Here is a 22412-nt window from a genome sequence, read left to right on the forward strand (position 1 = left end):
AGTTACGCTTTAGTGTTCGTTAATATTTTTAGGATTAAGTAGTCGTAACTGCACGAACATGTGGGTGATGTCTATTGCCCGAACGTGTAATTACGTCTTTTTTATTATTTTAAATGTACGATAAACTTAAAGTGAACAAATTGTTGGGGGTAAAATCCATGAAAAACGGTAAAGTAAAATGGTTTAATGCAGAAAAAGGTTTTGGCTTTATTGAAGCTGATGGTGGTCAAGACGTATTCGTTCACTTTTCAGCTATTCAAACAGAAGGCTTCAAGACATTAGAAGAAGGTCAATCTGTATCTTTTGAAATCGTAGAAGGCGCTCGTGGACCACAAGCTGCTAACGTACAAACAGTTTAATTCTCTTAAAATAAAAGGGTGATGCATAGATGAAAGCATCACCTTTTTATCTATATAATTTTTACTAGATAAGTAGACTTAGAGTATACAAACAAAGTGTTCAAAAACAGTCATAACTAATTATAAGGAGTGATCGTTTTGGCGTTTGGTAGAAAAAATGATGAAGAAATTAAATTAGAAGAAACGATAATTTGGGTTTGTACTTCAGAGAAATGTAAATGCTGGGTTCGTGATAATTTTAAAAGCAGTGAAACACCACTTTGCCCGATTTGCAAAAGTGAAATGAGTCAAACTACAAAAGAACTTCAAGTTATTCATAACCATAGTAAGAATTTCATGTGATTAATTAGATTGGCAGGGAGCTCCATGCTCCCTGCTTTTTTAAACCTCTTCTCGATGCTGCCGGCAGTATGAAAGAACTAGTTCTTCTTCGTCCTCTTCAAGGGCAAAGTCAAGAACCTTTTCGCTTCCACGTTCATAAAAATAGTAGCTGGAAATTTTGTCACCTTCCACATCACTCACGTAAATTACTTTTATCCCAATACCCATCTCGGAATAAAGTTCATCCTCGGTGTCAACTTCAAGTTCGAGGAAATATTCATAACGGTCACCTGTTAGTAATCCAAATGGGTCTTCTAGTTTTTCCACATCATGGCCAATAATATTCAAGCAGAAATCATCCTTTGCAGTTTAGTTAACTTTCTTATTATACACATTTTCTTTATGATGGTTAAATTTTCTCAACACGTTCTTAACCAAGAGGATTATGAAATTAATGTGAATAAATACACAAAGTAATTCCAACTTTAGCAGATTAGGATAAGATAAAACTAGATAGAAATTTTCTAAGTAAAAATGTGAAATACTTAACAATATTTTTTAAACTATGATTAATTATCATTAATTGAAGTCAGGGGGGCTTTGTGCGATGTCTAAGAATAATCATTTAAGGAACCTGTTTACAAATAAAATGGAGCGGCGCACCTTCTTAAAATGGTCAGGGGCCATTGGGATTCCGGCGATAGCCGGAGGAATTGGTACAAAAATGCTTGTGGAACGCAAAGAGGGTACTAAAATAGTAAATGCTATTGATTCTGAAAAAATCATTTCAACATGCAGCATAACGAATTGCGGTGGACGCTGTGTCATCAAGGCACATGTGAAGGATGGAGTAGTGATGCGGATAAGTACTGACACACAAAGTAGTGGCGATCTGTCTGTGCCCCCACTCAGGGCATGTGTAAGGGGACGAAATTATCGAAACATGCTCTATCATCCCGACCGGCTGAAGTACCCAATGAAACGCACCGGGAAGCGCGGTGAAGGGAGATTTAAAAGAATTTCTTGGGATGAAGCAATTGAGACGATAGCGTCAGAAGTGACGCGCATTGGCGAAACATATGGGCCCGAATCCAGATATGTTAACTATGCAACTGGTCAGAGCAGCGGTATTCACGGCGGGAGAAATTCGGTAAGAAAATTACTGTCCCTGACTGGTGGATTTTTGAATTATCGGGGGGACTATAGTGTAGGAGCAGGGAGTGTGGCAACCCCTTATACATATGGAACAAATAATACAGGAAGCAGCTTTGATTCCCTAATAGAATCAAAATATATTATTTTATGGGGGCAAAATCCTGCAGAGATGATTTTTTCTACTCCGTATCGTGAATTTTTAATTCAAGCCAAGAAGAATGGAGCGAAAATTATTGTCATTGATCCCCGTTATACTGATACAGCTATCGCTTTTGCAGATGATTGGATTCCAATTCTTCCTACTACGGACAATGCTTTGATGGATGCAATGTGTCATGTTATCATTTCTGAAAATCTGCAAGATCAAGCTTTCTTAGATAAATATTGCGTAGGTTTTGATGGAGATCATATGCCAGACGGCGTGCCTAAGAACGAGTCTTTGAAAGATTACTTACTGGGAAAAAAGGATGGAATTCCTAAAACGCCGGAGTGGGCAGAAAAGATTTGCCGCGTTCCCGCGGATAAAATTAGGGAAATTGCCAGAGAGTATGCAACAAGTAAGCCTGCTGCTTTAATTCAAGGCTGGTCAGCTCAACGGCAGGCCTATGGAGAGCAATTCATGCGCGGAGGCCCGCAGCTGGCATGCTTGACCGGAAATATTGGCAAGTTAGGTACGTGGGCTGCCGGAACTGGTGTTTGGAGTCGGTCAAATATGGTAAAGCCACTAAGTTACGAGAATCCTGTGAAAGCATCCATTCCTTGTTTTTTATGGACAATGGCAGTTGAAAAAGGGACCGAAATGACTTCGGCCGATGGATTACAAGGCACGGATCGTTTAGATACAAACATTAAACTAATTTTTAATTTGGCTGGAAACATGCTGATTAATCAGCATTCAGATATTAATAAAACACGAAAGCTCCTTGAGGATGAAAGTAAAGTGGAGTTTATTGTTGCCAGTGATATCTTTATGACGCCAAGTGCCAAATTTGCGGATATATTATTGCCAGGAACAACATTTTTTGAACGCTATGATATCGGTTTCCCTTGGGGTTCTGGTGATTATGTAGTTTTTGGTGATAAATCGGTTGATCCTTTATATGAATGCCGTGATGAATATGATGTGTTTGCTGATGTCGCAGATAAACTTGGAATTAAGGAACAATATACGGAAGGTAGAACAACTCTTGACTTGGTTAAAGAAAGTGTTGTAAGGACTAGGGAAGAAATTGACCCAACATTTCCAACCTTTGAGGAATTCCGGGAGAAGGGTGTTCATCATTTTAAATATGATTCACAACTGATCGGGTTTAAAGAGCAAATAGATGACCCTGAAAATCATCCATTTAAAACCCCTTCCGGCAAAATTGAATTATTTTCCAAGGTATTATGGGATATGGATAATCCTGATGAAATTCCCGCTATTGCTAAGTATATTCCTTCCCTGGGAAGGCCCGAACGATCCGTTAAAAGACAAGTTCCCCTTACAAATGATTAGTTGGCATTATAAGAGGAGATGTCATTCTACCTTTGATAATCAGCCTTTGCTTGAGGAGGCAGCAAAGCAAGAGATGTGGATGAATCCAAAGGATGCAGAAAAACGTGGAATTAAGGACGGCGACCGTGTCCACGTATATAATGATCGCGGGTCATTATTGATTCCTGTGAAGGCAACAGCGCGCATTATTCCAGGTGTTGTCGCGATCCCTCAAGGTGCATGGTATTCACCGAATCATGAAGGGGTGGACAAGCGCGGTTCAGTAAATGTTCTTACATCGGGGCGGCCAACTCCCCTTGCCAAAGCGAATCCGCAATTAACAAACCTTGTTGAAGTTAAAAAAGCCTAAGGAGTGAGGGATTTTGGCCCAGTTAGGATTTTATATTAATCAAAGTCTTTGTATCGGCTGCAAGGCATGCACTGTTGCGTGTAAGGATAAGAATAATCTGGATGTCGGAATTAATTTCCGCAGAGTATATACGTATGAGGAGGGCAGTTTCATTCAGCAGCCGACAAAAGGGATTGTCGGTAATGTAAAAGCTTTCTACTTTTCAATCGCATGCAATCATTGCAGAGAACCAAAATGTGTGCCAAGCTGTCCTGTAGGTGCTATAAGTAAAAATAAAGAAAATGGTGTAGTAACCATTGATCAAGAAGCATGCAGAGGTACACAATTATGTGTTAAGGCATGTCCCTATGGTGCACCACAGTATAATAAAAAGGTATTTAAGTCTGATAAATGTGATTTTTGTCTTGACCTTCAAGAAGATGGTGAGGATCCTGTATGTGTTTCTACGTGTCCGATGAACGCAATTGAATTTGGAGATGTAAGGAAGCTGCGGAAAAAGTATGGGGATGTCAGCCAAATCATAGGAATGCCGAGTAATTCGATTACCAAGCCTAACATTGTAATCACGCCACATAAGGATGCGAAATTGTAGGGTAAGTAATTAGAATCCTGGGCAGCAGAATGAAAGACAAAAAAAAACGCCAAAATTGGCGTTTTTTTGTATGTTCTTTTACCCTTTTATTTGAAAAATAAGTATGGAGGAGAAGATGAGATTCGAACTCACGCAACGGTTGCCCGTCCTAACGCATTTCGAGTGCGCCCCCTTATAACCACTTGGGTACTTCTCCGTTTAACAAAAATATTATAGCATAATATTAATGATTTGAGTATTTTTTTATTTACTTTCCTGAAAAATGTTGAGAAACATTCAAAAACGGTCAAGTTTTGGGTGCTTTTGAAAGAAAATGATTGATTTTTGCAATCGGTTTCAGTATAATTTAATCAAGAATAAAATTTCAGGTGGTGATGACTTGTTAACACTAGAACGTCATCGAATGATTCTCCAATTATTAAAAGATAAAAATATTGTAAAAATACAAGAAATTATGGAACTGACAAACAGCTCAGAATCAACAATCAGACGCGATTTATCACAATTAGAAGAACAAAAGTTTTTAAAAAGGATTCATGGCGGTGCTCAAAGACTGCAAGGGAAATTGCAAGAACCAAGTATGATGGAGAAAGCATCCAAAAACCTTCAAGAAAAACGACTTGTTGCTCAATATGCCGCCAGTTTAGTGGAAGAGGGCGATTGTATATATCTTGATGCAGGATCAACAGTGATTGAAATGATTGAATTCCTTCCAAATAAGGATATAGTGGTCGTTACAAACGGCCTTATGCATGTGTCGTCGTTACTGACTAAAGGAATCTCGACATATATCATTGGAGGCATGATAAAGCAAAGAACAAATGCCCTCATTGGACGCGGGGCATTAGCGAGTCTTGACCTATATCGATTTGATAAATGCTTTATCGGGGTCAATGGGATTCATCCACAGTTTGGGTTCACTACTCCTGACCAGGAGGAGGCTTTAGTTAAACAAAAGGCCGTTTCGCTTGCGCGGGAGGCATATGTATTAGCGGATCATACGAAATTTGCTGAAATTTCTTTTGCGAAAATTGCTGATATCCATGAAGCATCCATTATTACAAATGAATTAGAGCATGAGGCAGAAAAGCTTTATGAAAACAGAACTACAATAAAGGTTGTGACAGCATGATTTACACATTAACGTTAAATCCTTCCGTTGACTATATTGTTAAATTGGATAGTTTTCAATTAGGTACGTTAAATCGGACAGTAAGTGAAGCGAAGTTTCCAGGCGGTAAAGGTATTAATGTTTCACGAGTTTTAAGCCAATTTGGAACACCTAGTCAAGCACTTGGATTTATCGGAGGTTTTACAGGAGCCTATATTGAGGAATTTCTTCAAAAAGAACGGATTGAAACAGATTTTGTTGAAGTTAAAGAAGATTCACGGATTAATATAAAGCTTAAATCTGGTCAGGAATCCGAAATAAATGCAAATGGTCCTAATATTTCGGATATAGATTTTACGCAATTAAAAGAAAAAATAAAACAGTTAAATTCAAATGACTTACTCGTACTTGCCGGCAGCATACCTTCATCACTGCCAGTAACAACCTATGAGGAACTTGTTTTAATCTGTCAAAAGAATGGCGTTCATTTTGTTGTTGATGCAGAGGGGGAGCTGCTTAAGAAAGTTCTCCCGTACAAGCCATTTTTAATTAAACCAAATCATCATGAACTTGGGCATTTATTTGACACAGCACTAACAAGTGTTGAGGATGTGATTCCATATGGTAAAAAGCTAATAACATTAGGTGCCCAAAATATAATTGTTTCGCTCGCGGACAAAGGAGCCGTATTTATAAACGAAAACAAGGTGCTAATTGCAGCTGTTCCAAAGGGGAAGGTGAAAAACTCTGTTGGTGCGGGAGACTCGATGGTCGCGGGATTTTTGGCAGCTATTGAGAGAAAAAAAAATATCGAAGAAGCATTTCGTTACAGCGTGGCTTCGGGCAGTGCAACTGCTTTTTCATTAGGTCTATGTACAAAGGAAAATGTAGAAGCTCTTTTGGCTCAGGTTACCATTAAGGAATTAATATAGGGGAGACACAACAATGAAAATCACTGAATTGTTATCCGAACATACCATTTTACTTGATATAAAAGGCACTGAAAAAGCAAGTGCGATTGACCAGCTTGTTGACGTCTTGTTTAAGGCTGATAAAATTTCAGATCGTGACAATTTCAAAGCAGCGATATTAAAAAGGGAAGAACAAAGTACAACAGGGATTGGTGACGGGATTGCGATTCCACATGCTAAAACGAAGGCAGTCAAGGAGGCTGCAATTGTCTTTGGAAAATCCGCAAACGGTGTTGATTATGACTCATTAGACGGTAAACCAGCACATTTATTCTTTATGATTGCTGCTCCGGATGGTGCAAATAATACCCATTTAGAAGCTTTAGCCCGTCTATCAGGATTATTGATGAAAGTGGAAGTACGATATGAGCTTTTAATGGCAACCACTCCTGATGAAGTGATGAAAACCATCAATCGGTATGATAAGGAAGAAGAAAAGGAAGCACTAGTAACAGAAAGTAAGAAACATACTGTTGTTGCTGTTACGGGCTGCCCTACAGGTATTGCTCATACTTATATGGCGGCCGATTCATTAAAGGCCAAAGCAAAAGAAATGGGTGTAGAAATAAAGGTTGAAACCAATGGCTCTGGCGGTGCAAAAAATGTTCTGACAAAAGCTGAAATTGAAAATGCTACTGCAGTTATCGTTGCTGCCGATATCAATGTTGAAATGGAACGATTCAAAGGTAAGCATGTGATTCAAGCGGCTGTTGCTGAGGGAATCCGACGCCCTGATCAATTAATTGACAAGGCATTAAAACAGGATGCACCGGTTTATAAGGGAAATGGAAGTAATGGCGTCAAAGAATCAAATCAAAAAGAATCTCGAAAAGGATTTTATAAACATTTAATGAATGGTGTATCAAATATGCTGCCGTTTGTCGTCGGCGGCGGGATATTAATTGCCATTAGTTTTATGTTCGGTTATAACTCGGCAAATCCGGAGGACCCATCTTATAATCCAATTGCTGCTGTTATTAATGCCATCGGCGGAGATAACGCATTTGCCCTTATCGTCCCTGTTCTTGCCGGATTTATCGCCCTCAGCATTGCTGACCGTCCGGGATTCGCACCAGGTATGGTAGGCGGGTTGATGGCCGCACATGGAGGAGCAGGCTTTCTAGGCGGATTGATTGCGGGTTTCCTTGCAGGTTATATTGTTCTATTGTTAAAGAAAGCTTTTGCTGGCCTTCCTCGCTCGCTTGAAGGAATTAAAAGTATTTTAATTTATCCGCTATTAGGGATTGCCATTACGGGATTCTTAATGCATTACGTTGTTAACAATCCTGTTGCCTGGATTAATAAGGAAATTGCTAATTGGCTGACTGGACTTGGAACGGGCAATGCGGTTCTATTAGGGGTTGTACTTGGACTTATGATGTCGTTTGATATGGGTGGTCCCGTTAATAAAGCAGCATATGTATTTGGAACAGGGTTGTTAGCCAGCGGTGTATATGGACCGATGGCAGCAATTATGGCAGCTGGCATGGTGCCGCCGCTTGCAATTGCGCTTGCGACTACAATGTTCAAAAACAAGTTTAATGAGCAAGACAAGGACGCGGGAAAAGCTTGTTATGTGATGGGCTTGTCCTTCATTACAGAAGGGGCAATTCCGTTTGCAGCGGCAGACCCGCTTCGTGTTATTCCATCGGTAATGGCTGGGTCAGCAATTGCAGGAGCGCTGTCAATGGCATTTGGCATTGGCCTCCGTGCCCCGCATGGCGGAATCTTTGTTGTTCCATTAGTTGAAGGCGGAGCATTAATGTATGCTTTAGCGATTGTCATTGGCTCGATTGTATCAGCCTTATTAATTGGTTTCCTAAAAAAACCTATAAAAACTGCATAAAACTGAAAAAAGCTGAGGGAGTTTTATTTCCTTCAGCTCTTTTTTATCCCTCTACTTTTGGTTTGATTGACAATAAAGCGACAAAAGCCGCAAGGATACTGAGGCTGCTTAGCAGGATAAAAATCCAATGGTTGGAATGGCCCATTAACACAGCAATTATCGGAGGACCTGCTGCGACTCCGATGAATCTCATGGAATTATAAATCGATGTAACCGTGCCCCGTTCTTTTTTATCAATTCCTTCGGTAATTAAGGCATCTAAACATGGGAGGCCTAAACCGATCCCTATGCCGCTGATGAGAAACATGGTAATCATATACCAGAGTTTTATGGAAAACCATAAGGCTGCAATGGAAAGAGCTGCTGCAACAATTCCCCCGAAAGTTAACCATTTCATCAGCACTTTATTTTTCTTAATGACCTTACCGCTTATAAAGGACGATAAACAAAGTGCACCTAATGGTAAGGCTAAAAAGAATCCCTTTTTGAGGTCCTTAATGCCGTATTCTTTTTCAAATATTTCTGAGAGGTAAAACAAGATTCCAAAAAGGATTAGCATAAGAATCCCGCCTATAAAAAAAATGGCATATAGCCAACGACCTTTTTCCGTAAAGGTTTTTTTTATATTCCTGAAAAACTCCTTAAATGGTATTATTTTTTCATCAGATTTGGGGCACTTTACGAGTAGTGCCATCATGATAACGGAAATAGCACAAAATAATGGAAAGGCAAAAAAAGGTAAAAACCAGATGAACCCGGCCAATAAGGCACCTAATATTGGACTCAAGACCTTTCCGAAGGTATTGGATGTTTCAATTAGACCTAAGCAGCTGCTTACGTCATCATCATTTTTAAACATGTCGCCAACCAGGGGCATGACAATAGGTGCCGCACCGGCCGCACCGACCCCTTGAAGTGCACGGCCTGTTAAAATGAGCCAATAGGCATCATCAAGCTTCCATGCAGCCCATCCCGAAACAAGGCCGCCGATTCCGGCAATTATAAGGCTCGGGATAATGACCTTTTTTCTGCCGATATGATCGGATAAATAACCAGCCACTGGGATTAAAAAAATCGCTACAATGGAGTACACAGTAATAATCATGCTTGTTTGAAAGGAAGAAATGGATAATTTTTTTTCCATGGAAGGTAACACTGGAATTAACATCGAATTTCCTAAGGTCATGACTAAGGGAATGGAAGACAATGAAATAATTGCCCATTTTTGATTTAATAACCCATTGGCTCCCTTTTCGCCTGCTGCAGATTTTTTCTTTTTTGCAGTCTTTGATTTTTGGCTTAAATTTTCAATATGTTCCATGAATCTTTTATCCCGCCTTCACTATGTTGTCAAGCAAAGAGTTCGTGACTATTTGCTTTCCAATTTCGCTACTGTTAATATTCGCTTGTTCGCTTGAAAATAACAAAGGATAAGGTATCCTTTATATGGAAGTGTGTAAAAAACTAAAATATCCTGAGTGGATAATCAATTTTGAATTTTTGAAAAATAATCGCTTGACATAAACAGTAAAGTTGGATAGGATAATAATCAATAAATAAATTGTATCAGGCATTGACGAAGAGTAGTATCTTTTACGGATTCTAAAGAGAGCTGATGGTAGGTGTGAATCAGTGTAGACGTATTAGTGAATGGACTTCTGAGCCTCCAAACCGAACCTTCCTAAATGGACCAGTAGGCTTTGGCGAACATCTCATCGTTATAAGAGACAGATATTTAAGGCGATTAGCTGCGATATCGGTAAAGTGAGCTGAAATTTAGCTAATGAAGGTGGCACCACGGGTCTTCCGTCCTTTTTGGATGGAGGGCTCTTTTTGTTTTTTTTAAATAAAATATTGCAACTCGTTGAGCAAGAGGAGTACACAAAATTTGATTCTTTCCAGAGAGTCGGGGGAGCTGAGAGCCCGATAAGAATGGATTTGTGGAATGGACTTGCGAGAGGCATCTTGAACTGTAAGTAGGGGTGCACGGAATTCCACCGTTAAAAGGATAGGGTATCGAAGTGATTATATTTCTGTACCTGAAAGAGGAAGTAGATATTTTCTGCTTCAAACGGAGGTGGTACCACGATATACAAAATCGTCCTCTATATGCGTAAGAATTTTTGCGCATATAGAGGACGATTTTTTTATTTTTCGAAGGGAGCTGTGACATGAAGACATTACATGGTTATTTCTCACAGGAGATAAAAGGTGATACATTAACACCCATTTCAATTTTGCAAAAAATTAGCGGCAACAAAAAATTTTTATTAGAAAGCTCGCATAAATACAATGACTCAGGCCGTTATTCTTTTATCGGTACAGATCCTGCTTTTGAGCTTATTTCAAGAGGAAATTGCAATGAAATTATTGATCGTGAGGGTAAAAGGGAGGTTTTGCAAGGAAACCCTCTGGAGGTATTGAAAAATCTTTTGCCCGCAGACAACATTGAAGATGAGATTTTTCCCTTTATAGGCGGTGCAGTCGGCTATGTTGGATATGACATTGTTAGACAATATGAAGTCATTGGCGAAGACTTTTCGAACGGGTTAGATATGCCTGATGTGCATCTAATGTTCTATGAAGAGGTCATTGTGTTTGACCATCTAAAAGAAAAGGTAATGATTTGCGGTTTGCCGCTTTCAAAAACAAGCACGTCGGAAGCGATTGAAAAGCGGGTAATCCAGAGAATCGAGGAACTTAAGCAACCTGATTTTTACCTTGAAGAAGAGCCTTTCCATTTTTCTGGGTTTGAATCAGAAATCACAAAAGATACTTTTATAGAAAATGTAGAAGTTGCCAAGGAGCATATCCTCCATGGAGATATATTTCAAGTGGTTCTCTCAAGGCGAATGAAATCCAAATTTGAAGGATCACCATTATCGCTTTATCGAAACCATCGAAGTCATAATCCAACTCCATACATGTTTTATCTGGAATTCGACGGTTATACCGTTATCGGTTCTTCGCCGGAAAGCTTAATAAAATCAAGGGGAACAACAGTTATTTCAAATCCAATTGCCGGTACGAAACGGCGGGGAGCCACAATAGAGGAGGATCAATTGCTTGAAAAAGAGTTAGTAAATGATGAAAAGGAACTAGCGGAACATCGAATGCTCGTAGATCTTGGACGAAATGATCTTGGTAAGGTCTGCGAATTTGGTTCTGTGCAAGTCGAGAAATATATGGCAGTAGAAAAATTCCGTCATGTCATGCATCTGGTATCAGAAGTTAGCGGAAAGCTGCATTCAAAATATACGGCTGCAGATGCCCTTGCTTCCTGTCTGCCAGCCGGGACGGTTTCAGGGGCACCAAAGGTGAGGGCAATGGAAATCATCAATTCCCTTGAAAAGTCAAAACGCGGACTATATTCGGGGGCGGTTGGTTACTTGTCGGCTAGCGGCAATATGGATTTCGCCCTTGCGATTCGAACGATGATTATTAAGGATGGAATAGCAAGTATTCAAGCAGGAGCTGGGATTGTTCACGATTCCAACCCGGAATCTGAGTTTGAAGAAACATCGAATAAATTAAAATCCTTTTTGGAGGGTGGGCGATGATTTTACTTATCGATAACTTCGACTCATTTACCTTTAATCTGTATCAATATTTAGGTGAATTAGGAGAAGAAATAATTGTCTATCGAAACAATCAACTGACGATTGAAGAAATTCAAAATTTAAACCCGAAAGGCATTATCCTCTCACCTGGACCGGGACGGCCAGAGGATGCCGGAATTTGTATTGAATTGATTCAAACCCTTTATAAGTCGATTCCGATTTTAGGCATTTGTCTTGGGCACCAAGCCATTGGGGCTGCATTCGGCAGTGAAATAAGAAGAGCCCGTGAGATCAAGCATGGAAAGACATCATTGATTACACATCAAAAAAAGGGATTATTCTCCAATATAGCATCTCCACTTGAAGTGATGCGTTACCATTCCTTGTCAATTGAAAAAAACACTGTTAATCATCAGTTAGAGATCTCTGCTTATTCAAATGATGACCATGAAGTGATGGCAATTAAACATAAACAATACCCGATTTATGGTGTGCAATTTCATCCGGAATCAATTGGAACCCCATCAGGGAAACAAATTCTAAAAAACTTTTTACTTGAAATAGAAAGGAAGAAGACAAATGAAGAATTATTTACTCCAGTTAGCTGAAAAACAATCCTTTTCTGAGAACCAAATGAAAGAAGTATTTGATTTTATTTTAGGCGAAGAAGTATCTGAATCCGAAATTGCCGCATTTATGATGGGGTTAAAATCAAAAGGTGAGACGGTAGAAGAAATTACTGGGATAGTAAAATCATTAAAAAATCATACATTGACCTTTAAGCGAAAGTTTCCCAATGTTCTTGATAATTGCGGAACCGGTGGTGATGGTTCATCAAGCTTTAATGTCAGCACCACATCTGCGTTTGTAATTGCGGCAGCAGGGGTCCCTGTTGCCAAGCATGGAAACAGAAGTATCTCCAGTAAAACAGGCAGTGCTGATGTATTAGAACATTTGGGAATCAATTTAAATATTTCTGCAGAAAAAACAGAAGAGATCCTTGAGGATATTGGGATTGCGTTTCTATTCGCACCGCATGTTCATCCAAAATTGAAAAAAATTACGATGGTTCGCAAACAATTAAAAATTCCTACTATTTTTAATTTCATCGGCCCATTAACTAATCCTTTAGAGTTGGACTATCAGTTACTGGGCGTCTATCGTAGGGACCTGCTGAATGTATTTACAGAAGTGCTGCATAAACTTGGCCGGAAACGAGCTGTTGTGATAAATGGCGCCGGATATTTGGATGAAGCTTCCCTTCAAGGAGAGAACCATTTTACCCTTTTGGAAAATGGCAGGATAACCAATCATTCCTTTTTTCCAGAAGAAATGAACCTTTCCCGGTATGATAATAGCTGTATAAAAGGCGGAGATTCAAAAGAAAATGCTGAAATTTTAGTCAAAGTATTAAAAGGGGAACATGGAGCGCATCTGGATACTGTTGTACTCAATGCAGGAATCGGTATATTTACAGCCGGGAAAACAGACACGATTAAAGACGGGATTGAACTTGCAAGAGAAATGATTCAAACAGGAGCGGCGTACGAAAAATTAACATCCCTTATAGAAAAATCAAAAGCATCCAGAAAAGAGGCGATCTAAATGGAAACCGTCCTTGATCGTATAATTGAACAGAAGAAAAAAGAGGTTATCCTTCTAAAGGAAAATAAGCAACGGTTGCAATCAACGGAATATCGAAAAAGATCTTTTATTAAGAAGCTTCAAGAAGCGGACGATCTTGCAATAATTACCGAGTTTAAAAGGGCTTCGCCATCAAAAGGAATCATCAATGATTGTCTGGAACCGGCCGTGCAAGCTGCAATATATGAAGAATCCGGCGCATCAGCCATTTCTGTGTTAACAGATCAAAGCTTCTTTAAAGGATCATTTGCCGATTTACAAAAAATCCGGAAGACTGTTGATCTGCCTATCCTTTGCAAGGACTTTATTATCGATCCATTGCAAATTGATGCAGCATCGGCAAGCGGCGCCGATGTGATTCTCTTGATTGCAGCAGCACTTGAAGAACCCCGGTTAAGCGAGTTATTTCAATATGCCGAAAGCAAAGGCTTGGAGGTTTTGCTAGAAGTTCATAATCAGGAAGAATTAAATAAGGCACTGAAGACGAGTGCAAGGTTAATTGGGGTGAATAATCGGGATTTAAAAACCTTTCAAGTTTCACTAGACGTTACCGAAGCATTGGCTGCTGAAGTAATAAAATCTGGCGCATATCTAATTAGTGAGAGCGGGATCCATCAGAAAAAGGATGCAGAACGAGTAAGAAATGCCGGGGCGAATGGCATTTTAGTTGGTGAAGCATTCATGACAAGCAACGATGTAAAAAAAGCATTCAGAGACTTGCGTCTGCCGCTTCAAAAGGAGGCGGGAAAATGAAAGTGAAAATTTGTGGTATAACGGATGTGAATACAGCACTTGCGGCCGTCCAATATGGTGCTGATGCCATTGGGTTTGTATTTGCTGAGAGTAAACGCAAAGTTACCGTAGAACAAGCAAAAGAAATTATTTCAGCATTGCCACAAGATGTATTTAAGGTTGGGGTGTTCGTAAATGAATCAAGGGAGGAAGTCGAAAGGATCGCAAAGGTTGCCGGATTAACCCATATTCAATTACATGGAGACGAATCCGCTTCCTTTAGTGAATCGATTTCTCTGCCCGTTATAAAGGCAAAGAGCTTTTATAATAATGAAAATTTAGCCGAGTGTTCTCATTATCCAGCGGAATATATTTTACTCGATAGTCCAAAAGGAAAATACCGTGGTGGTAATGGCACCGTATTTGATTGGAATGAGGTTGAACCTTCACTTTTAAAAGGAAGAAAAGTGATTCTTGCCGGCGGCTTGCATGCAAACAATGTAGAACAGGCAATACAAGTCATTAAACCTAATATGGTTGATGTAAGTTCCGGAGTAGAAACCGATGGGATAAAAGATCTAGTAAAAATACGAGAATTTATTGAAAAAGTAAAATGCTTAGGAGGAAAAGAGAATGAGCACGTATACATTACCGAATGAGAAAGGCCGTTTTGGCATTTTTGGAGGAAGGTTTGTACCGGAAACTTTAATGAAGGCGGTCAATGAGTTAAACGAAGCATACGAAGCAGCAAAAAAGGACCCTGGCTTTCATACTGAGATTTCAAGATTGTTAAAAGAGTATGTTGGCAGGAGGACCCCATTATATTTTGCAGAAAATCTGACGAACCATGCCGGCGGTGCCAACATTTTTCTCAAGAGAGAGGACTTGAATCATACGGGCGCCCATAAAATCAATAATGCCATTGGTCAGGCACTGCTTGCAGTTAGGATGGGAAAAAGGAGAATTGTGGCCGAGACTGGCGCAGGCCAGCATGGTGTAGCAACGGCTACTGTGTGCGCCCTGTTAAACCTAGAGTGCACTGTTTTTATGGGCGAGGAAGATATCAAACGGCAAGCCCTTAATGTCTTTCGAATGGAATTACTAGGTGCTAAGGTGGTAGGTGTTAGCTCTGGGAGTGCGACACTAAAAGATGCCGTAAATGAAGCCCTAAGATATTGGGTGACCAATGTGGAAGATACTCACTATCTAATAGGATCTGTTGTAGGTCCTCATCCTTTTCCTGCAATGGTACGGGACTTCCAAAGTGTTATCGGCAAAGAAACAAAGGAACAATTTTTTCAAAGGGAAGGGTGTCTTCCAGAAGCTGTTGTTGCTTGTATCGGTGGTGGAAGCAATGCAATGGGGATGTTTTATCCATTTATTGAGGATAAGGATGTTAGGTTGTTTGGAATTGAGGCGGCTGGTACGGGGGTTGAAACTGAATTTCATGCAGCCTCGTTTACAAAAGGAAAACCAGGTGTTTTACATGGAGCGTTAATGTATTTATTGCAAACAGACGATGGTCAAATTCAAGAAGCCCACTCTATTTCTGCCGGCTTGGATTATCCCGGCGTCGGTCCGGAACACAGCTATTTAAAAGACAGTGGAAGAGCTATCTATCATTCTATTACGGATGATGAAGCATTGGAAGCTTTCCAACTATTATCAAGGCTTGAAGGAATCATTCCGGCGCTTGAGAGCGCTCATGCGGTTGCCTATGCTATTAAACTTGCTGCAGAAATGAAAGTAACAGAAAACATTGTTGTTTGTCTATCCGGTCGTGGTGATAAAGATGTCGATGCGGTTAGAGCATATCTTGAAGGGAGGAAGTAAAATGAATCGTTTTGAGAAAGCATTTAGAGGAATTATAGAAGATAGCAGGAAAGCCTTCATTCCTTACATCATGGCGGGGGATGGAGGAATTGAGAGTTTGGCAGACCGGTTAGTGTTACTTGAAAGTTTTGGTGCAACAGCAATTGAGGTGGGTGTTCCATTTTCTGATCCCGTCGCAGATGGGCCAACCATTCAACGTGCAGGTTTAAGAGCACTTAAGAATGGTACGACATTAAGTGGGATAATTGGAGAACTGGAAAAAGCCAGAGAGATCATTTCTATTCCAATCATTCTCATGACTTATATAAATCCAATATATGCCTATGGAATAGTTGAATTTGTTCAAGATATTCGAGCTGCCGGAATTGATGGTTGTATCATTCCCGACCTCCCAATTGAGGGAAGAGGAGATCATTTCAAGTCTGCTTGAGGAAGCACAAGTGGAACTGATTCGCCTTGTCACACTTACAACACCTCTTGAGCGAATACGAACAATAGCAGGTAAAGGAAGAAGGATTTTTATATACAGTAACCGTTAAGGGGATCACAGGAGAGAGAAATGAATACGACGAAGCAGTATATCAATTTTTGAAAATGGTTAAAGAGGTTAGCCCGATTCCCGTAATGGCGGGGTTTGGCATATCGACTAGAGAGCAAATAGCAGAATTAACGAAAAATTGTGATGGTGTCATTGTTGGCAGTAGAATTGTGGATCTATTGGAAAAGGGCCGTTATAGTGAAATTAAAGAATTAATGTCTGATTTCAAACAAGTATCACTAATGCAATAGTGGAAAAAGTGTTAATTGCTTACAAGCGTGCTCAAATTCTTGATAGCAACGATTATCTTCTTTATAATATGTATATACTCTTAATGTGAAAAATTTTTAAAGTACTTAAAAATTGTTTGCCATTTTTAAAAAAAACTCGCCGACTGGCAAGCTCCTAAGGGCGTAGACAGAGGCGTAGTTGCACTTATGTCTGATGGGAAAGTTATACTTTCCCATCGGCTGAAAACTTCGTATAAAACTTCCATTCGTGGAAGTTTTGTTTTTTTTGATAGTTAATGTGTACGGAATTTATTTTTTTCCTAGGGGCGTAATGTATATGAAGGAAATAACTGTGGAAGACCTGCTAAAATTAAAGGAACCTGTAATCATTGACATCCGCTCACCAATTGAGTTTAAGGACGGGGCGATTCCCGGGGCCATCAATGTCCCTCTATTTTCAAATGATGAACGACAAGAAGTTGGAACTATTTATAAACATGAAGGCCAGGCAGCAGCAAAGTGGAAAGCAATGGAATTTGTTTCGCCAAAAATTCCCGACCTTCTAAAAGCCATTCATTCCTATCAAACGGGTGGTGAGTTAGTCATCCATTGTTGGCGTGGAGGAATGCGGAGTAAAGCCGTAGTTACCTTTTTGGAATTTGCCGGTATCTATGCATGGCGTTTAGTCGGCGGATATAAAGCATATCGGCATCATATTCTTGAACAAATTCCATCGATTATACCGAATCAAGCCGTTGTTATTCATGGAATGACAGGTGTTGGTAAAACAGAGGTATTAAAGATATTGGCTAAAGAGGGGTATCCAGTCCTTGACTTGGAGGAAATGGCAGGGCATCGAGGATCAATATTTGGAACAATTGGTCTTGGTGAGGGCCATAATCAAAAAATCTTTGATTCCCTTTTATTTAAGGGACTGCAAGAAATTGCAGGAAGCGATTATTTTCTTGTTGAGGCAGAAAGCAAACGAATTGGGAAAGCAGTCCAACCGGAAGAATTAATGGATGTTAAATTTAAAGGAATCAATATTTATATTCATTCATCGCCTGAACAAAGGGTTAAACAGCTTGTTTCTGAATATGTGCTTCCCTATGAACAGGAGCCTTGGTATTTTGAAAAGATCGCTTTAGGAATTGAAAAGGTGTTAAAACGAGTGAAAGATGCAGCAATAAGAAATAGGCTCATGGAATCACTTCATGAAAAAGATTATCGAGAAATGATTCTGATTTTACTTGAACACTATTATGACCCGCGTTATGACCATGCAAGGCAGGAGTATGAAGGAGAATTTTTTGACATTGTTGCTGAAAATCCTCTTGACGCTGCAACAAAGATTGCCGCCCAACTTGACGAGCTATCTTTTCTGCCACAATTATCAGCTCAAAAATAGCCATTCAAATTTAAGTGAAAAAAGATGTCAGAAGGGTATACACTCTATTGACATCTTTTTTTTTTGATTTACATCAATTTCCGGTTCGTTTATTTATGAAATGATAATAGTAATAAAGATGGTCACCAGATACAACGGTTTAAGGAGGTTCGATGAATGGACAAAGAAAATATAGAAAAAATAGCCTTTCTAAATAATTTATCTGGTCCAAATTTTGGCTATTTAATTGACCAATTTGAAAGGTATAAACAAGATCCGCTGTCAGTGGAAGAAGAATGGAGAGAACTTTTCGGGAAAATAAATGAGGCTGATTTTCCAGTATTCTTACCAAACGTTCCAACCGGATTGGAGTCTAATCCAAGTGAGCAGAGAAAAATAATTGCAGCAGTAAAACTTGCTGAAAATATCCGAACCTATGGGCATCTCGCAGCTAATATTTATCCACTGGGAACACATAAACCGGATCAAACACATTTTGAATTAGGCAATTATGGACTTACTGAGGAGGATTTATTATCTTTACCGGCGGAAATTCTTAGTTCTAATAAATCTTTAGTATTGGAAAATGCCTATGAAGCCTATCTATTTATAAAAGAAGCTTATACTAAAACGATTGCCTACGAGTTTGACCACGTTCATGCGGTGGAAGAGAGAAATTGGCTGATTGAAAAAATTGAATCTGCCAGAAATATGTCTTATGTAAAAAATCAGCGAGTGAAAGCGTTAAAACGCCTTTATGAAGTTGAAGAATTTGAAAAATTCCTCCACAAAACGTTTGTCGGGCAAAAACGATTTTCCATTGAAGGGCTTGACGTAATGGTGCCAATTATTGATGAAATTATTTCAGATGCTATTCACAATGGTGCTTGCTATCTAAATATAGGGATGGCCCATAGGGGAAGGTTAAATGTTCTCGCACATGTACTTGGAAAACCATACGAAATGATTTTTGCTGAATTTCAGCATGCACCTAATAAAGAACTTGTTCCTTCAGAGGGTTCGATTGGAATTAATTTTGGCTGGACCGGCGATGTTAAATATCATCTAGGATTAAATAGGCAGCTCTCAAGTGAAAATTCGGTTAAAGCAAAGGTGTCGCTTGCAAATAATCCGAGCCATTTGGAATATGTGGGAGCTGTTGTTGAAGGTTTTACAAGGGCCGGGCAAGATGATCGTGCAAAAGTAGGTTATCCCATTGAAAATAATAAGACAGCACTCGCTATATTAATTCATGGTGACGCAGCATTTCCAGGTGAAGGGATTGTGGCAGAAACCTTAAATTTAAGCCGCTTGAAAGGTTACCGTACCGGCGGCACCATTCATATTATTGCAAATAATACGATTGGGTTTACAACTGAATCTGAAGATTCGAGATCAACTCGTTATGCAAGTGACTTAGCAAAAGGTTTTGAAATTCCCATTATCCACGTAAACGCAGATGACCCAGATGCATGTTTGCAAGCAGCTAATTTAGCAGCAGAATATCGTGCAGTTTTTCAAAAGGATTTTCTTATTGATCTGGTGGGTTATCGGAGGTTTGGCCACAATGAGATGGATGAGCCGATGACAACGAGCCCGCAAATGTACTCCATCATTCAGAATCATTCAACGGTTAAGGAAATTTATGCGAAAACCCTTAAAAACGAGGGGATTGTCAGTGATAGTGAGTTAACCAAGATGGAAAAGGAAGTCCAGGAAAAATTAGAAGCTGCCTTTCAGAAAGTTTCGATGATCCCAAAGGAATCAGAAATAAAGGTACCGGAACCACCTGTTTTTAAAAAGGAAGAGGCATCGATTATTACGAAGGTTCCCTTAGCAGTTCTTCAAAAAATAAATAAAGAGTTACTAGCATGGCCAAAAGATTTTAATGTGTTTCCTAAATTGGAGAAAATCTTAAATAGACGAGCTGAAGCGCTGAGTGACAAAGGAAGAGTGGATTGGGCATTAGCGGAAACGCTTGCATTTGCTACTATTTTAGCAGATGGGACGCCGATTCGATTATCGGGACAGGACTCAGAACGCGGCACTTTTGCGCAACGGAATTTGGTGCTCCATGATTACAAAACAGGAGCAACATTTTCACCACTTCACAGAATCTCAGACGCAAAGGCTTCATTTGCCGTATATAACAGCCCATTAACAGAAGCGGCGGTAGTTGGTTTTGAATACGGATATACAGTGTTTTCACCTGAAACATTGGTCATTTGGGAGGCCCAATACGGAGACTTTGCAAATGCGGCGCAAGTTATTTTTGATCAGTTTATCGCAGCTGGCACGGCGAAATGGGGACAAAAATCAGGGCTGGTTTTATTACTTCCCCATGGTTATGAGGGCCAAGGACCGGAGCATTCAAGTGGAAGACTGGAAAGATTCTTACAATCAGCTGCAGAAAAAAACTGGACAATTGCCAACCTATCAAGTGCGGCGCAATATTTTCACATTTTAAGGCGTCAGGCTGCGATGTTGATGAAAGAGGAAGTAAGGCCGTTAATCATCATGGCACCGAAAAGCTTGTTAAGAAATCCTCTTGTATCTTCGTCAGGGACTGACCTGTGTGAAGGCGAATTTAAACCTGTATTAGAACAATTCATATCGGAAAGGGATCATGAAAAAGTTACCCGAATCGTCCTTTGTTCAGGGAAAATGGCCATTGATCTTGCTAATGAAATAAAAGATGACAATCAATTTGAATGGCTTCAAGTGTTAAGGTTAGAGGAAATTTATCCGTTTCCTTCAAGCATTCTAAAAGATATGTTTATACGATATAAAAATCTAAAGGAAATCTTCTGGGTGCAGGAAGAGCCGAAAAATATGGGTGCATGGAATTTTGTTGAGCCTCGAATCAATGGAATAGCTCCAAATGGAATCCGGGTTGAATATGTTGGCCGGCGCCGCCGTTCCAGCCCAGCAGAAGGCGAACCAAATGTTCATAAACTAGGTCAATCAAAAATTATTAATTCCGCACTGACAAGGGAAGAAAAAGGAGGCAAACTGTAATGGCTGAGATTAAGGTACCAGAATTAGCGGAGTCCATTTCAGAGGGGACAATTGCGAAATGGCTTAAAAATATCGGAGATCATGTGGAGAAGGGCGAATACCTGGTCGAATTAGAAACGGACAAGGTGAATATTGAAATTATATCGGATTTTTCCGGGATAACCGCCGAACAGAAAGCTTCGGAAGGAGATATTGTAACGGTTGGTGAAACGATTGCCATTATCGATGAAAGTGGCGAAGGACCGGTACCTGCACCCGAAAGTGAACAAGCAGAACCAATAACAGATACAACAAAACTAGAACGAAAAGTAGCTCAGCAAGAAAAAGGAACCAATCAAAGTGCAGATAGCAGTAATCAAAGACCTATTGCATCACCGGCGGCCAGAAGACTTGCACGGGAGAAAGGGGTAAACCTAAATGAAATCCCTACAATTGACCCGCTCGGAAGAATTCGTAAGCAGGATGTAACTTCCTATCAGCAAGAAAGTAATAATAATTTGAAGTCAGCGCCTAAAAAGGAATTTGAACCTACTAAGCGCGAAGAGTCAAAGCCAATTATCTATGAACGGATGTCAAGGCGGAGGCAAACGATTGCTAAACGACTTGTTGAAGTCCAGCAAACAGCTGCAATGCTGACAACCTTTAATGAAATTGATTTAACCGCTGTGATGGATCTTAGAAAACGGCGGAAGGACAAATTCTTCGAAGAGCACGATGTTCGTCTTGGGTTTATGTCCTTTTTTACAAAAGCATCAGTGGCGGCATTGAAAAAGTTTCCTTATTTAAATGCCGAAATCCAGGGTGATCAACTGCTAATAAAAAAATTCTATGATATCGGAATAGCCGTTGCCGTCGAAGATGGACTAGTGGTACCCGTTGTCAGGGACGCAGACCGAAAATCCTTCGCAGAAATTGAGCAGGACATTATGGAGTTAGCGGACAAAGCAAAAACAAATAAATTGGCCTTAAAGGATTTACATGGAGGAACCTTCACCATCACAAATGGTGGTGTCTTCGGATCCTTGCTTTCAACCCCAATCCTAAATGGTCCGCAGGTTGGTATTCTAGGAATGCACAAAATCCAACTTAGACCGGTCGCCATCGACAAAGATAGAATGGAGAACCGGCCAATGATGTATGTTGCCCTTTCCTATGATCATCGGATTGTGGACGGAAAGGAGGCGGTAAGCTTTCTTAGTAAAATTAAAGAATTACTTGAAGACCCGGAAAATTTACTATTGGAAGGTTAACCCTCGAAAAAATATAAA

At 39.9% G+C, this 22412-nt stretch carries 19 protein-coding genes, 1 tRNA gene, 1 pseudogene and 2 other annotated features; of the genes and pseudogenes, 18 read left to right on the forward strand and 3 right to left on the reverse strand.

Annotated features, from left to right (window positions below):
• The first annotated feature begins 158 nt into the window (after positions 1-158).
• Both ACO1D1_RS12125 and ACO1D1_RS12130 read left to right on the forward strand, forming a co-directional pair.
• Complete coding sequence (locus ACO1D1_RS12125; protein ID WP_149870643.1) at positions 159-359, forward strand: cold-shock protein; 201 nt, start codon at positions 159-161, stop codon at positions 357-359.
• 138 nt (positions 360-497) lie between these two features.
• Complete coding sequence (locus ACO1D1_RS12130; RefSeq protein ID WP_190284663.1) at positions 498-701, forward strand: cold-shock protein; 204 nt, start codon at positions 498-500, stop codon at positions 699-701.
• Positions 702-740: 39 nt separating this feature from the next.
• Here the strand turns inward: ACO1D1_RS12130 and ACO1D1_RS12135 are convergent, their stop codons facing one another.
• Positions 741-1028, reverse strand: coding sequence for a DUF6509 family protein (locus ACO1D1_RS12135; RefSeq protein ID WP_149870642.1), 288 nt, complete (start codon positions 1026-1028; stop codon positions 741-743).
• A 259-nt stretch (positions 1029-1287) separates the two neighbouring features.
• Here ACO1D1_RS12135 and ACO1D1_RS12140 point away from each other — a divergent pair, with 259 nt between their 5' ends.
• The 3 genes from ACO1D1_RS12140 to ACO1D1_RS12150 are packed head-to-tail and all read left to right on the forward strand — an operon-like array spanning position 1288 to position 4274.
• Complete coding sequence (locus tag ACO1D1_RS12140) at positions 1288-3333, forward strand: DMSO/selenate family reductase complex A subunit (protein WP_423336075.1); 2046 nt, start codon at positions 1288-1290, stop codon at positions 3331-3333.
• The gene (locus ACO1D1_RS12145) at positions 3326-3682 is read left to right on the forward strand and encodes a molybdopterin dinucleotide binding domain-containing protein (RefSeq protein ID WP_423336076.1); all 357 of its coding nucleotides are present in this window, start codon (positions 3326-3328) and stop codon (positions 3680-3682) included. Before ACO1D1_RS12140 ends, ACO1D1_RS12145 begins: the two co-directional genes overlap by 8 nt.
• A 13-nt stretch (positions 3683-3695) precedes the next feature.
• The gene (locus ACO1D1_RS12150; RefSeq protein WP_149870641.1) at positions 3696-4274 is read left to right on the forward strand and encodes a DMSO/selenate family reductase complex B subunit; all 579 of its coding nucleotides are present in this window, start codon (positions 3696-3698) and stop codon (positions 4272-4274) included.
• A gap of 104 nt (positions 4275-4378) precedes the next feature.
• Here ACO1D1_RS12150 and ACO1D1_RS12155 read toward each other — a convergent pair.
• Positions 4379-4470 (reverse strand) — tRNA-Ser (locus ACO1D1_RS12155).
• A gap of 117 nt (positions 4471-4587) precedes the next feature.
• Between ACO1D1_RS12155 and ACO1D1_RS12160 the strand changes: the two genes are divergently transcribed.
• The 3 genes from ACO1D1_RS12160 to ACO1D1_RS12170 are packed head-to-tail and all read left to right on the forward strand — an operon-like array spanning position 4588 to position 8202.
• Positions 4588-5406 (forward strand): DeoR/GlpR family DNA-binding transcription regulator, encoded by an 819-nt coding sequence (locus tag ACO1D1_RS12160; RefSeq protein ID WP_190284662.1) that lies wholly within the window; start codon positions 4588-4590, stop codon positions 5404-5406.
• Positions 5403-6317, forward strand: a complete 915-nt coding sequence (gene pfkB / locus ACO1D1_RS12165; protein ID WP_423336077.1) for a 1-phosphofructokinase — start codon at positions 5403-5405, stop codon at positions 6315-6317. The genes ACO1D1_RS12160 and pfkB overlap by 4 nt, the downstream gene beginning before the upstream one ends.
• A gap of 13 nt (positions 6318-6330) precedes the next feature.
• Positions 6331-8202, forward strand: coding sequence for a PTS fructose transporter subunit IIABC (locus ACO1D1_RS12170; RefSeq protein WP_149870638.1), 1872 nt, complete (start codon positions 6331-6333; stop codon positions 8200-8202).
• 43 nt (positions 8203-8245) lie between these two features.
• Here ACO1D1_RS12170 and ACO1D1_RS12175 read toward each other — a convergent pair whose 3' ends face one another.
• Entirely contained in the window at positions 8246-9523 is a 1278-nt protein-coding gene (locus tag ACO1D1_RS12175; protein ID WP_149870637.1) for an MFS transporter, read from the reverse strand.
• A 243-nt stretch (positions 9524-9766) separates the two neighbouring features.
• Positions 9767-10019: a binding site (T-box leader), on the forward strand.
• A gap of 38 nt (positions 10020-10057) precedes the next feature.
• Positions 10058-10311: a binding site (T-box leader), on the forward strand.
• 62 nt (positions 10312-10373) lie between these two features.
• Between ACO1D1_RS12175 and trpE the strand changes: the two genes are divergently transcribed.
• The 10 genes and pseudogenes from trpE to odhB all read left to right on the forward strand — a co-directional run bounded on the left by trpE (position 10374) and on the right by odhB (position 22394).
• Positions 10374-11762 (forward strand): anthranilate synthase component I, encoded by a 1389-nt coding sequence (trpE, locus tag ACO1D1_RS12180; RefSeq protein ID WP_423336078.1) that lies wholly within the window; start codon positions 10374-10376, stop codon positions 11760-11762.
• Positions 11759-12370, forward strand: a complete 612-nt coding sequence (locus ACO1D1_RS12185) for an anthranilate synthase component II (protein ID WP_149870635.1) — start codon at positions 11759-11761, stop codon at positions 12368-12370. Before trpE ends, ACO1D1_RS12185 begins: the two co-directional genes overlap by 4 nt.
• Positions 12342-13367 (forward strand): anthranilate phosphoribosyltransferase, encoded by a 1026-nt coding sequence (trpD, locus tag ACO1D1_RS12190; protein ID WP_149870634.1) that lies wholly within the window; start codon positions 12342-12344, stop codon positions 13365-13367. The genes ACO1D1_RS12185 and trpD overlap by 29 nt, the downstream gene beginning before the upstream one ends.
• Complete coding sequence (gene trpC, locus ACO1D1_RS12195) at positions 13368-14159, forward strand: indole-3-glycerol phosphate synthase TrpC (RefSeq protein WP_149870633.1); 792 nt, start codon at positions 13368-13370, stop codon at positions 14157-14159.
• A complete protein-coding gene (locus ACO1D1_RS12200; RefSeq protein WP_149870632.1) occupies positions 14156-14797 on the forward strand; it encodes a phosphoribosylanthranilate isomerase in 642 nt (213 codons plus the stop codon). The genes trpC and ACO1D1_RS12200 overlap by 4 nt, the downstream gene beginning before the upstream one ends.
• Positions 14772-15971 (forward strand): tryptophan synthase subunit beta, encoded by a 1200-nt coding sequence (gene trpB, locus ACO1D1_RS12205; RefSeq protein WP_149870631.1) that lies wholly within the window; start codon positions 14772-14774, stop codon positions 15969-15971. Before ACO1D1_RS12200 ends, trpB begins: the two co-directional genes overlap by 26 nt.
• Before the next feature lies 1 nt (position 15972).
• Positions 15973-16760 (forward strand): annotated as a pseudogene (trpA, locus tag ACO1D1_RS12210) (tryptophan synthase subunit alpha).
• Positions 16761-17076: 316 nt separating this feature from the next.
• A complete protein-coding gene (gene mnmH / locus ACO1D1_RS12215) occupies positions 17077-18147 on the forward strand; it encodes a tRNA 2-selenouridine(34) synthase MnmH (RefSeq protein ID WP_149870629.1) in 1071 nt (356 codons plus the stop codon).
• 156 nt (positions 18148-18303) lie between these two features.
• Positions 18304-21144, forward strand: a complete 2841-nt coding sequence (locus tag ACO1D1_RS12220) for a 2-oxoglutarate dehydrogenase E1 component (protein WP_423336079.1) — start codon at positions 18304-18306, stop codon at positions 21142-21144.
• Positions 21144-22394, forward strand: a complete 1251-nt coding sequence (gene odhB / locus ACO1D1_RS12225) for a 2-oxoglutarate dehydrogenase complex dihydrolipoyllysine-residue succinyltransferase (protein ID WP_423336080.1) — start codon at positions 21144-21146, stop codon at positions 22392-22394. Before ACO1D1_RS12220 ends, odhB begins: the two co-directional genes overlap by 1 nt.
• The last annotated feature ends 18 nt before the right edge of the window (positions 22395-22412 follow it).

Origin of the sequence: Neobacillus sp. 19, from assembly GCF_049463095.1 — a bacterium.
Lineage (GTDB): Bacteria > Bacillota > Bacilli > Bacillales > Cytobacillaceae > Neobacillus.

Bases quoted from the DNA above. Each gene is read 5' to 3' on its own strand.
- ACO1D1_RS12125 (WP_149870643.1), top strand. From the start codon at position 159: ATGAAAAACGGTAAAGTAAAATGGTTTAATGCAGAAAAAGGTTTTGGC.
- ACO1D1_RS12140 (WP_423336075.1), top strand. From the start codon at position 1,288: ATGTCTAAGAATAATCATTTAAGGAACCTGTTTACAAATAAAATGGAG.
- ACO1D1_RS12145 (WP_423336076.1), top strand. From the start codon at position 3,326: ATGATTAGTTGGCATTATAAGAGGAGATGTCATTCTACCTTTGATAAT.
- ACO1D1_RS12160 (WP_190284662.1), top strand. From the start codon at position 4,588: ATGATTGATTTTTGCAATCGGTTTCAGTATAATTTAATCAAGAATAAA.
- pfkB (WP_423336077.1), top strand. From the start codon at position 5,403: ATGATTTACACATTAACGTTAAATCCTTCCGTTGACTATATTGTTAAA.
- ACO1D1_RS12170 (WP_149870638.1), top strand. From the start codon at position 6,331: ATGAAAATCACTGAATTGTTATCCGAACATACCATTTTACTTGATATA.
- ACO1D1_RS12175 (WP_149870637.1), bottom strand. From the start codon at position 9,523: ATGGAACATATTGAAAATTTAAGCCAAAAATCAAAGACTGCAAAAAAG.
- trpE (WP_423336078.1), top strand. From the start codon at position 10,374: ATGAAGACATTACATGGTTATTTCTCACAGGAGATAAAAGGTGATACA.
- ACO1D1_RS12185 (WP_149870635.1), top strand. From the start codon at position 11,759: ATGATTTTACTTATCGATAACTTCGACTCATTTACCTTTAATCTGTAT.
- trpD (WP_149870634.1), top strand. From the start codon at position 12,342: ATGAAGAATTATTTACTCCAGTTAGCTGAAAAACAATCCTTTTCTGAG.
- trpC (WP_149870633.1), top strand. From the start codon at position 13,368: ATGGAAACCGTCCTTGATCGTATAATTGAACAGAAGAAAAAAGAGGTT.
- ACO1D1_RS12200 (WP_149870632.1), top strand. From the start codon at position 14,156: ATGAAAGTGAAAATTTGTGGTATAACGGATGTGAATACAGCACTTGCG.
- trpB (WP_149870631.1), top strand. From the start codon at position 14,772: ATGAGCACGTATACATTACCGAATGAGAAAGGCCGTTTTGGCATTTTT.
- mnmH (WP_149870629.1), top strand. From the start codon at position 17,077: ATGAAGGAAATAACTGTGGAAGACCTGCTAAAATTAAAGGAACCTGTA.
- ACO1D1_RS12220 (WP_423336079.1), top strand. From the start codon at position 18,304: ATGGACAAAGAAAATATAGAAAAAATAGCCTTTCTAAATAATTTATCT.
- odhB (WP_423336080.1), top strand. From the start codon at position 21,144: ATGGCTGAGATTAAGGTACCAGAATTAGCGGAGTCCATTTCAGAGGGG.